Here is an 11,382-nt window from a genome sequence, read left to right as displayed (position 1 = left end):
CGCGGGGTGGAGCAGCCTGGTAGCTCGTCGGGCTCATAACCCGAAGGTCGTCGGTTCAAATCCGGCCCCCGCAACCAATCATTTAAACACCTGAAAGGGTGTTTTTTTGTTTCTGTCGTTGCCAGACCTCTCTTCAGCTTCTCTCCGCCCTGAAAAGCGCGCGGATAGCCCGGCTACCCGCACACCTCTAGCGATGGGCCAGCGCCGCCCCACTCTTCACATAGGCCCGGATACCGTCCAGAATCGCCTCGGCCACCTGATGCTGGTAGCGCGTGGTTCGCAGCTTACGCTCCTCTTCCACATTACTGATAAAGGCGGTCTCTACCAGAATCGAGGGAATATCGGGCGCTTTCAGCACGGCAAAACCGGCCTGATCCACGGTGCGCTTGTGCAGATGGTTAATCCGTCCCATGCGATGCAGCACCTCCTTGCCGAACTTCAGGCTGTCGTGAATCGTCTGGCGCTGCACCATATCGAACATGGTGTGATCAAGGTAACGGTCGCCGCTTTTGCTGACGCCACCAATCAGATCGGACTCATTCTGGGTCTGGGCCAGGAAACGGGCCGCCGCTGAGGTTGCCCCGCTGGTTGATAAAGCAAAGACCGAGGAGCCGCGCGCCGCACGGCTGGTAAAGGCATCCGCATGGATCGAAACAAAGAGATCGGCGCGCTGTTTCCGGGCTTTGGCGACCCGGACGCGCAGCGGGATAAAGACATCTTCATTGCGCGTCATATAGGCTTTCATGTTGGGCTCTTTGTCGATCAACGCTTTCAGCCGCCGCCCGATCTTCAGCACAATATCTTTCTCGCGGGTCTTATGTTTACCATGCGCCCCCGGATCTTCCCCGCCGTGACCGGGATCGATCATGATGATGATCGGACGATCGCGCCCGGCTTTACCCGGCAGCGGCGCCTGCACCCCCTCATCTTTCTCCAGATCGCCCTGGTTATAATCTTTCAGCAGCGCCAGCAGCGGATCGTCTTCCACCTGGTTCTGACTCGGATAGAGATCCACCACCAGACGATGGTTGATCCCGGCGACCGGGGAGAGATTGAAGATCTTCGGTGCGACGTTGCGCTTTAACTCCAGCACCACCCGCACCGTGTTGCTGTCGAACTGGCCGACACGCGCGTTTTTGATAAAGGGATCGTCGACACGGACCTGCTTATTCACCCCTTTCAGTACCGGATTAAGGTGCAGGCCCTCAATATCGATCACCAGTCGTTCGGGATTGCTCAGGGCAAACTGCTTGTACTTCAGCGCGACATTGGATTCCAGCGTCATACGCGAGTAGGTGGAGGAGGGCCAGATACGCACCGCCACAATGTGGCTGTTAGCCGCCATACCGACCCGGCTGACGCTTAACAGCAGTAAGGCGCCCGTCCCCAGTAAAAATCGTCTGCGTGAAAATTGGGAATTAACGTCCGACATGCCGCTCCAGCTGCTGTGTAATGTCTAAAAAAGCGCCAGTTAATAAAATGGCGGCGAAAACTTTATCCAATCCGCAGCATGATGTCACCCCGGAAACCCTAAATAATGCAGGCTGTTAGCGGCGCTGGCACCCGAAAAAACGTAAATTTTCGTCAGGATTAAGGCTTGCAAAAAGGCCGGTAAAAGCATAAAAATACAAAAAATACGAATAAACATTCACTGAGGGTTGGCCGTGAAGGAACGTAGTACTGAACTGGTTCAGGGTTTTCGCCATACCGTTCCCTATATCAATGCCCACCGGGGTAAAACCTTTGTCATCATGCTGGGTGGCGAAGCGATTGAGCATGAGAACTTCTCTGGCATCGTTAATGATATTGGCCTGCTGCACAGCCTCGGGATTCGCCTGGTGGTGGTGTATGGGGCGCGTCCGCAGATTGATGCCAGCCTGGCTCAGCACCAGCTGGAGCCGGTTTATCATAAATTTACCCGCGTCACCGATGCCCAGTCGCTGGAGTTAGTGAAGCAGGCCGCCGGCCGGTTGCAGCTTGATATTACCGCCCGCCTCTCAATGAGTCTTAACAACACGCCGCTTCAGGGCGCGCATATCAATGTCGTCAGCGGCAACTTCATTATTGCCCAGCCGCTGGGGGTGGATGATGGCGTGGATTACTGTCACAGCGGCCGGATCCGGCGTATCGATGAAGAGGCGATTCATCGCCAGCTGGATAATGACGCCATTGTGCTGCTGGGGCCGGTGGCGGTTTCGGTGACCGGCGAGAGCTTTAACCTCACCTCGGAAGAGGTGGCGACCCAGCTGGCAATCAAACTCAAAGCGGAAAAAATGATCGGTTTCTGCTCCGAGCAGGGCGTGCTGAACAGCGAGGGGGAGATCATCTCCGAACTGTTCCCGAACGATGCGCAGGCGCGCATCGACGAGATTGAAAGCGAAGGCGACTACCTTTCGGGTACGGTGCGCTTTCTGCGGGGAGCCGTTAAAGCCTGCCGCAGCGGCGTCCGTCGCAGCCACTTAATCAGCTATCAGGAGGATGGCGCACTGTTGCAGGAGCTCTTCTCCCGCGACGGTATCGGTACCCAAATTGTGATGGAGTCCGCCGAGCAGATCCGCCGCGCCAATATCAACGATATTGGTGGCATCCTCGAACTGATCCGCCCGCTGGAGCAGCAGGGAATTCTGGTGCGTCGCTCCCGCGAGCAGCTGGAGATGGAGATTGATAAGTTCACTATTATTCAGCGCGACAACCTGACTATCGCCTGTGCGGCGCTCTATCCGTTTATGGATGAGAAGATTGGCGAAATGGCCTGCGTGGCGGTGCATCCTGACTACCGCAGCTCCTCGCGCGGTGAGATGTTACTCCAGCGCGTGGCGCTTCAGGCGCGGCAGATGGGGCTGAAAAAGCTGTTTGTGCTCACCACCCGCAGCATCCACTGGTTCCAGGAGCGTGGCTTTACCCCGGTCGATATTGAGTCGCTGCCGGAGAGTAAAAAAGAGATGTATAACTATCAGCGCCGCTCAAAAGTGCTGATGGCCGACCTTACCTGACCCACCCGTTTTGCCCGCAGGGAGACGCCGCATCACCATCGGCGCTCCCTGCCCGCTTCTCAGCCTGCCTGACTCAATCGCTCAACCAGACCGCTGCGTCGCTGGGTTTGCAGCTGCACCGCGCGCTGAAACACGCCCGGCTCACTGTAGATGGTCAGCTGGCTGCGCGCCCGCGTAATCGCGGTGTAGACCAGCTCCCGGGTCAGGACCGGCAGGAACTGGGTCGGCAGCACCAGCGCGGTGTGGTCAAACTCCGATCCCTGAGACTTATGCACCGTCATCACCCAGGCGGTCTCATGGGAAGGCAACCGGCTCGGCTGGATCGCCTTGATCGACCCATCCGGCAGCGGGAAAAAGACCTTCAGATTCCCCTCTTCGTCGCGCAGCGTAATGCCAATATCGCCATTAAACAGGCCCAGCGCGCTGTCATTACGGGTGATCATTACCGGACGCCCCGCATACCAGCGGCTGCCCATGCCCGGACGCCGGATGCGTTGCAGCTGCATCAGCCGCTGCTCAATGCGCTGGTTGAGCCCCTGCACACCAAACGGCCCATCCCGTAACGCGCACAACAGCTGATACTGGCCAAAGGCGGCAATGATCTCTGCGGGCGGTGCCTGCTCTCTGATGCGTTGCAGAAAAGGCTGATAGCCCTGCGCCACCTCATCCAGCATCGCCTGATAGGCTTCGCCGCTGTCCAGCGGCTGATAGCAAATATCCTCATAGCTGGCGGCAAATACCGCCCTGACCTGCTGTGCATCGCCGCGATTGATGGCGCGCGCCAGCTGGCCAATGCCTGATGAGGCGTCAAAACGGTAACTTTTCTGTAGCAGGCAGATACTGTCGCGCACCACCGGAGCCTGGGCATCGTCACTGCCCTGAAGTGCGCAGCCGGTCAGCTGCGCGAGCTGCTCTGCCCGTGCCAGGCTGTAGCCGCTTTCGGTGCAGCGGCAAATATCGCCCAGCACCGCCCCCGCTTCGACGGAAGCGAGCTGATCGCGGTCGCCGAGGAATACCACGCGCGCATGGGCGGGCAGTGCGGCGATCAGTCGCGCCATCATCGACAGGTCAACCATCGAGGCTTCATCGACCACCAGTACATCCAGATGCAGCGGATTACCCGCGTGGTAGCGCAGACGCTGGGTATCGGGCTGTGCGCCCAGCAGGCGATGCAGCGTGGTGGCTTCGGCGGGGAAACGCCGACGCTCCTCGTCGCTTACCGCCAGATCGCGCAGGGCTTTCCCCAGCGACTCGGTCAGCCGCGCCGCCGCTTTACCGGTCGGTGCCGCTAACTGAATCCGCAGCGCGCCGGGATTGAGACGAATTAGCGCGGCGAGTAATTTCGCTACCGTGGTGGTTTTACCGGTGCCCGGTCCGCCGGAAATCACCGCGGTCTTACGGGTCAGCGCGACCGCCGCGGCAATTTTTTGCCAGTTTTCCGGCTGGTCGCCGAACAGGTTGTTCAGCACCTCGCCGGCGGCGGCGGCGTCAAAGGCGGATTTGAACTCCTGCATGGCAAAGAAATCCGCGACCAGCCCTTCACTGTGCCACAGCCGATGCAGATAGAGGCGCTGGTTGCTCAGCACCAGCGGCGTAATCAGGCTGCCATCACTGACGGCTGACCAGTCGGTAAAGCGTGACGCCCAGTTATCCGGTGCGCCAGCCGCCTGCCAGATCGCCTGCGCCAGCGCTGGCTGGCGACCGGCAAACAGGTGCGCTTCACTCAGGTTGCTTAGCGGTAAACAGACGTGCCCCTCACCCGCTTCCGCGCTGACGCAGGCGGCGGCCAGCAGCAGCGCTGGCTGGGATTCAGGCGCGACCAGACGGGCAAACTGAATATCCAGCGGCCGCAGGAGACGCTTCTCTGCCGCCTGAAGCAGCAAACTCAGCATGTCACTCATTCTCTCTCCCCGGTTTCACCCATAAATAGTGCATCCATCTCTTCCACAAAGGCCTCGCTGGGACGGGTGGCAAAAATCCCGTTATCCGCTGAGCTGCCATCCATCCCGCGCAGGAACAGATAAAATACCCCGCCAAAGTCACGCTGATAGCGGTAATCGGGCAAGCGATGCCGCAGATAGCGATGCAACGCCAGGGTATAGAGCTGATATTGCAGATCGTAGCGGTGGTCGATCATCGCCTGCGTCATCGCCTGCGGCGTATAAGCGGCGTGACTCTCCCCCAGCCAGTTTGATTTGTAGTCGAGCAGGTAATATTTACCCTGCCAGCGAAACACCAAATCGATAAAGCCTTTCAGCATGCCGCGCACCTGACGAAAATCGAGGGCGCCAGCCTGCTGTGACAGACTATCGTGTCGGCGCAGCAGCTTATCAAGCTCAGCGGCGGTCAGCATCTGATCGATCGGCAGATAAAACTCCATCTCGATCAGCCGTTCGCTGCTTTTTATCGCGGAGAGCGTCAGCCCTTCAGCGTTCAGCGGCGTCTGTAATACCCGTCCGATCCACTGCTCCATCACCGGCAGCCAGCTCAGCGGATAACCGTGCTGCTGCAACTGATCTTCCAGCCAGATGCGCTCTGGCGGTTCGGTAAAATCAAGCGACTCAAACAGGCCATGCAGAAAGGTACCTGGTGCCGCGCCGCGCGGAAAATGGTGCGGCGTCAGGGCGGCCTCTTCATCGCTCTCCTCTTCGCCTGCGGCATCAATATCGAAGTTTGGCAGCACATCCAGCAGCGGCGAGCTGTGGTGCTGTTGCAGGCCGGAGTAACTGGTGACGCGCCAGGCGTCAGCCAGCGCCCGCGTCACCTCGCGGCTGCTTAACGCCTGGTCGCTCTGCGGCGCATCCCGCCATGTTTCGCCCGGCAGCAGATCGGCCTCCACCAGCGCAATACCGGCGCCGGTCAGCGCATGCAGCCGCTGGCTAAGCTGTTGAGCGTCAGCCGCCTTTCCCTGCTGCACCAGATAGCCCAGCGCACTCTTATGCAGATCGCTGTCGCCCTCTTTTTTGCGCGTGCCTTTGATCAGCGGGGCAATGCCGACGCTACAGTGGTAGACCGAACGGGTCAGCGCCACATAGAGCAGACGTAAATCCTCCGCCAGACGCTCCTCTTCCGCCAGCGCCAGGCTCTGCGCGTCGCCCTGCACATCAAGCAGCGCAGTAAAGTCCTCGCGATCGTGATAGAGCGCGCTGGCCGCCTCGCGGAATCCGGCTGCAAACGGCAGCCAGACCAGCGGATATTGCAGCCCTTTGGATTTGTGAATGGTGATGATCTGCACCAGATGGCGGTCGCTCTCCAGACGCAGCTGCTGGCTGGAGGCCTGGCTGTTCGGACGGGCAATCTGCTGGGCGAGGAAGCGCACCAGCGCGTGCGGACTCTCCAGCTGCACCGAGGCCTCCTGCAACAGTTCGCCCAGATGCATCAGATCGGTAAGCCGGCGCTCCCCGTTTTCCGAGGCCAGCATATTCTCCGCCAGCTGCCGCTTGATCATCACGTCACGCAGCATCGGCAGTACGCCGCGCTGATGCCATAGCTGCTGCCAGCGGGCAAACTGCTCCACCAGCGCATCCCACTCGCGTTCATTCTGGCTCAGCGCATCCAGCGTCGCCGCGTCGATAGCAAAAACCGAGGTCGCCAGCGCGCTGCGCAGCAGCCGCTCCTGTTCCGGTGCCTGTATCGCCTGGAGCAGCCAGAGTAATTCCCGGGCTTCCGGGGTAGTGTAAACACTGTCGCGGCTGGAAAGGTAGACCGAGGGAATCGACAGCGCATTCAGCGCTTCGCGGATTAAGCCCGCTTCATTGCGGCTACGTACCAGCACGGTAATATCGGACGCCTTTACCGGTTGCAGCGACTCCCCTTTGCCCAAAAAGGCGCGCCCCTGCTGTCCCGCCGCCAGCCAGCGACTTATATCAGCCGCACACTGCTGCGCCATAAACTGCTGATAGTCACTGTTGCCGACGCCCGCGCCAGGCTGCAACCAGAAACGTAACGCGGGCTGCTGCTGCCCCTCGTAAACCAGCTTCAGTGCCTGATTGGGCGCGGCGGGTTTAACCGGCAGAAAGGGGATCGCCGAGAACAGGAAAGGGGAATCGAGCTGGGTAAAGAGACGGTTGACGCTCTCCACCATCTCAGGAGAGGAGCGCCAGTTGGTATCAAGCGTGTAGTGAGCGCTAACTTCATTTCTGGCCCGCAGGTAGGTGAATATATCTGCGCCGCGAAAGGCATAGATCGCCTGCTTGGGGTCGCCAATCAGAAACAGCGCCTGCTCCGGCTGGTTAACGTAGAGCGTGCGGAAGATACGATACTGCTGCGGATCGGTATCCTGAAATTCATCAATCAGGGCGACCGGGAAACGCGCCCGGATGGTTTCCGCCAGCAGACCGCCGCCCGGCTGCTGCAAGGCCTCATCCAGCTTACTGAGCAGATCGTCAAAGCCTAACAGCGCGCGTAACCGCTTCTCACGCTGCACCGTAGCGCGCACGTCGGTCAGCGCCTGGGCAATGATCACATCCCTCAGCGACAGCGGCTCCGCCAGAAACTGATCGATCGCCGCAAACAGCGCGTGACGCGGTGGCTCGCCCTTTTTGGTTTTCTCATCCAGCTGCTGCTGCCCAAACCGCTCCAGCTCTTTGGGCAGCTGATAATCCAGCGTCTCGCTGCTGGCCCACTGCGTCACTCTGGCGACCCAGTTGGGCAGATTTTTACTGCTGTAGCTGCGTTTATCGACCCCGGATGCGCTGATGATGCCTTCAATATCAGCGCTCAGAGCCTGCCACTGCTGCTTGATGGCTTCGATGCGCGTCAGGTTGCGGGCATGGCGGGACGCCAGCGTCTCATCGGCGGCTGGTGGACGCTTCAGGCTGGGCGATTCTCCCTGGAGCCAGGGGCGCAGTGTGGTCAGCAGGCTATCTGGCCCGCTCCACTCCGCGGCAATGATCCGCGCCACATCCAGCGACAGCGGATAGCACTGACGACGCCAGAAATCTGCCGCCGACTGTTTCAGCAGCGCCTGCTCATCTTCAATCAGCTCCTGGTCAAACAGCATGCCCGACTCAAAGGCGTTGAGATTGAGCATCCGCTGGCAGAAGCCGTGGATGGTGAAGATCGCCGCCTCATCCATCTGGCGTTCGGCGGCCAGCAGTTGCGAGGCCGCCTGGGAGCGATCAGGCATCTGCTCCAGCAGCTGCTGATGCATCGGGTTGCTGCTTTTACCCCGAATACAGGCCAGCCGCAGCTGATGGATATTCTCGCGGATGCGGCCGCGCAACTCGGCGGTGGCGGCCTCGGTAAAGGTCACCACCAGGATCTCCTCTACCGATAGCGGTCGGCTATAGGCATTGTCGCCACCCAGCCCCAGCAGCAGGCGCAGGTAGAGCAATCCGATGGTAAAGGTTTTTCCGGTGCCCGCTGACGCCTCAATCAGCCGTTCACCTCTGAGCGGCAGCGTTAAAGGATTCAGCGATACGGAAGGTAACTGCGTCATTGGGTCTCACTCTTTACCGGCAGGGACTGCTGTAGTTTCGCCAGTTCATCCCAGGTTTTCGCGCCGGGCTGCCGGGCAAAGCCCGCTTTGCCACTGTTGTTGCCCGCCACCTGCGATGTCATCACCATGCCGTTATGTTCTATGACCGCCCGCCGGAAAAAGTCCGCCAGGCTGGTCGGGGTTAATCGCTGGATCTGCTCTATCACCTTCTGCCGGGTATTAAATTGATCGTTCTGACGATCAAAATCGCGGCTAAAGCGATCCGCCTCCTCATCCAGCGTCTGCGGGCGCTGTTGCAGGTCGTTAATCATCGCCTGCTGGTACTGCGCAAAATCAGCCTGGCTCATGCTGCGCAAACGCTTTTCCGCCTCGGGATAGAAGGCCTGATAACGTTGCAGCAGCCAGGCTGGCTGCCGGCTGTTACTCTGCAACAGAAAGCCAATGCCCCACTGTCGGCCGACCGGCATCTGGAAGGCGAACACCGCATAGCCGAGCTGCTCTTTAGTACGCAGCTGGTTATAGAACCAGGGCTGCACAATCTGGCTCAGCATTGAGCTGTTGGCCATGCTCTGATATTCACTGTATCCCAGCGGCACATAGAGCGCGGCTAACGCCGAATCGCTGCTGCTGCCCTGCTGTTGCAGGTTGGCTTTAAACGGTTTTTTAAAGGCCACATATTTGCTGTGCCAGTCGCGGGTGGCGTTACTCTGCATCTGTTGTTTAAGTTCGCTGCCCAGCTGCGTCACGTGGTCCGCACTGAGGTTGCCCACCACCATCATTTCAGGGGTCGCGTCGCGGAACAGCGCATCGCGGTAGGCGGTCACCTCTTCAAGTGAGATAGTACTGACTAACCTGCGCCGCGTTTCGCGCTGGGTATAAGGCAACTGCGACAGCAGCTGCATCGGCTGAATCGCCTGTTCAAACGCCTTGCCTTTTTCCGCCGCCTCCAGCCGCTCCAGATACCAGGATTTTGCCTGCGCCAGCTGCTGTGGAGTGGGCTGAAAGTGGGCATAACCCTCTACCAGTTTTTTCAGCAGCATCGGCAGGCGCTGGGTGAAGCCGCTGGCGCTGAACACCAATCCCTCATCCTCACCGGTGGAGAAGCTGATGCCTCCCACCGAAGCCTGCGAGTTAAGCTCGTCCAGCGCCAGGCTGGAGAGGTAGTCGTTGAGGCCGAACAGCACCTGCTGGCGGGCATCGCTGATCGCCTGTTTATTGCGTAACGCCAGGGTAATCGTGGCTTTCGGTTCGCTGGCGTAAGCCTGGCTGGGCATCCAGTAGATGCGCATACCGGCATCGTTATCCAGCCGAATCGGATGGCGATAGGATTTACCGTCAGACGGCACCAGGGTGAAGTCATCCGGGATGTAAGGATTCAGCGTCGGCATCGCCAGGCTAATCTGGCTGGCGCGCTGTTGCCACTCCGCAAAGGTCTGCGGCGTGATCTTCTCCACCTGATAAGGCGCATCGACAAAATAGGCGGTTTTATTATGCGGCTCCTGCGGGCTGATGCTCCAGATGCGCGCATGCTGCGGCGTCATCTCATCCAGCCGAGCCTTGATGGCGTCACCATCATACTGGTCCGCCAGATAGGGCGCATCCAGCGCATGTTCAACCGGCACACGCAGCAGGGTATCAGCCAGCCATTCGATGTAATCCATGTCGCGGGTGATGGAGGGATAGCGAAAATCGAGCGCCAGCACGTGCGAGACTTCATCGAAATAGCGCTTATCGTCACCCTGCTGCCGCAGCAGATGGAGGTAGCTGAAAATGGCCGCCACCACTTCGTCACGCTGCGCCAGCCCTTTGTCGGTCAGCGACACGGTGATGGCAAACACGCCGCTGTTACGCTCGGTCATCGGGTCCGCCCCCGCGTTGACCCCATCGGCCAGCCCCTGCTTTTGCAGCCAGTCGGTCAGGGTATTTTTGCTGCGGTTACTGATTAAGTAGCTGATCAGCGTGTCGGTTTTACTGCGGAACCGATCGCTGTTGTTGGCGATGCGGAATTCCACTTTGAGCTGTTTGCGCGGCTGAGCTGGCACGTAATGAATGATGATGCCCTGCTGGGCGTCGGTCACCACCGGCACGTTAATCACCGGCACGCTGGCGTTGTGGTTAGCGACCCGGCCAAAGGTTCGGGCTGCCATCGCCGCCATCTCCGGCAATGGTTTGTTGCTATAGATGACCGCCTTCATCAGGTTGGCCGAGTAGTGGGTGTGATAAAAATCGAGCAGCGCCTGATGCAGCTTGCTGCCCGGCTTATCTTTCAGGGTCTCCAGGTTGCCGCCGGAGAAGCGTGACGCCGGGTGGGCCGGGTTCAGGGTTTCTGCCCCAACCTGCGCCATTCGCAGACCATCACGCGCGCGCGCCATGGTCAGCTCGGCGTTCACGGCGTGGCGTTCGCGGTCAGCGTTAACCGGATCGAGAAGCGGCTCTGCCACCGCATCCGCCAGGCGGTCGGCCGCCGGTTCCAGCGAATCATTTTCCACTTCCAGATAAAAAGCGGTGCGGTATGCGGCCGTGCTGGCGTTGTGGCTGCCGCCATGCTTTTTCAGAAACTCCGCCAGGTTATCAGGCTGGGGATAGCGTTTCGAACCCATTAACACCATGTGTTCAAGATAGTGCGCCAGACCCGCCTGCTGATCGGGATCGTCCAGCGACCCAATCGGCAGCGTCAGGGCGGCCAGCGATTTAGGCGCCACCGGATCGGAGACCAGTAACACCGTCATGCCATTATCGAGCCGAATCGCCTGGTAGTGGCGAGGATCCTTTTCACTTTTGCGAATGGTGTCGTTGATTGGCTGCCAGCCCGCGTCACCCTGCGCCAGCGCGGTACAGGCCACCAGACTTATCACCAGCGTCACTATCCAGCGTACATATATCCGCATCTAAACCCCTTACATTCCCCGGTAAGCCGCCAATCACTGACGCGGCGGCTCAAAGCAGAAC

At 59.5% G+C, this 11,382-nt stretch carries 5 protein-coding genes and 1 tRNA gene; 2 read left to right on the top strand and 4 right to left on the bottom strand.

The genetic code is table 11. The features are described from left to right. Positions 1-77: transfer RNA gene (locus ACCW71_RS05925), tRNA-Met, on the top strand. A 110-nt stretch (positions 78-187) separates the two neighbouring features. Here the strand turns inward: ACCW71_RS05925 and amiC are convergent. After that, positions 188-1,432, bottom strand: coding sequence for an N-acetylmuramoyl-L-alanine amidase AmiC (amiC, locus tag ACCW71_RS05920; RefSeq protein ID WP_436370155.1), 1,245 nt, complete (start codon positions 1,430-1,432; stop codon positions 188-190). Between the two features lie 232 nt (positions 1,433-1,664). On the opposite strand from amiC, the gene argA reads away from it, so the two are divergent. Continuing rightward, complete coding sequence (argA, locus tag ACCW71_RS05915; protein ID WP_436370153.1) at positions 1,665-2,993, top strand: amino-acid N-acetyltransferase; 1,329 nt, start codon at positions 1,665-1,667, stop codon at positions 2,991-2,993. Between the two features lie 59 nt (positions 2,994-3,052). Here argA and recD read toward each other — a convergent pair whose 3' ends face one another. Genes recD through ptrA form a run of 3 tightly spaced genes read right to left on the bottom strand, consistent with a single transcriptional unit; the run spans position 3,053 to position 11,321 of the window. After that, the gene (gene recD, locus ACCW71_RS05910) at positions 3,053-4,894 is read right to left on the bottom strand and encodes an exodeoxyribonuclease V subunit alpha (RefSeq protein ID WP_436370152.1); all 1,842 of its coding nucleotides are present in this window, start codon (positions 4,892-4,894) and stop codon (positions 3,053-3,055) included. Beyond that, the gene (recB, locus tag ACCW71_RS05905) at positions 4,891-8,433 is read right to left on the bottom strand and encodes an exodeoxyribonuclease V subunit beta (protein WP_436370151.1); all 3,543 of its coding nucleotides are present in this window, start codon (positions 8,431-8,433) and stop codon (positions 4,891-4,893) included. Before recB ends, recD begins: the two co-directional genes overlap by 4 nt. Continuing rightward, the gene (gene ptrA / locus ACCW71_RS05900) at positions 8,430-11,321 is read right to left on the bottom strand and encodes a pitrilysin (protein ID WP_436370150.1); all 2,892 of its coding nucleotides are present in this window, start codon (positions 11,319-11,321) and stop codon (positions 8,430-8,432) included. Before ptrA ends, recB begins: the two co-directional genes overlap by 4 nt. Between the last annotated feature and the right edge of the window lie 61 nt (positions 11,322-11,382).

The sequence above is a fragment of the Pantoea sp. C2G6 genome (assembly GCF_051336815.1).
In the GTDB taxonomy this organism is placed as follows: Bacteria; Pseudomonadota; Gammaproteobacteria; order Enterobacterales; family Enterobacteriaceae; genus Pantoea.
The sequence above is the reverse complement of the archived record's forward strand: the minus strand, read 5'-3'. Positions and strand labels throughout refer to the sequence as shown.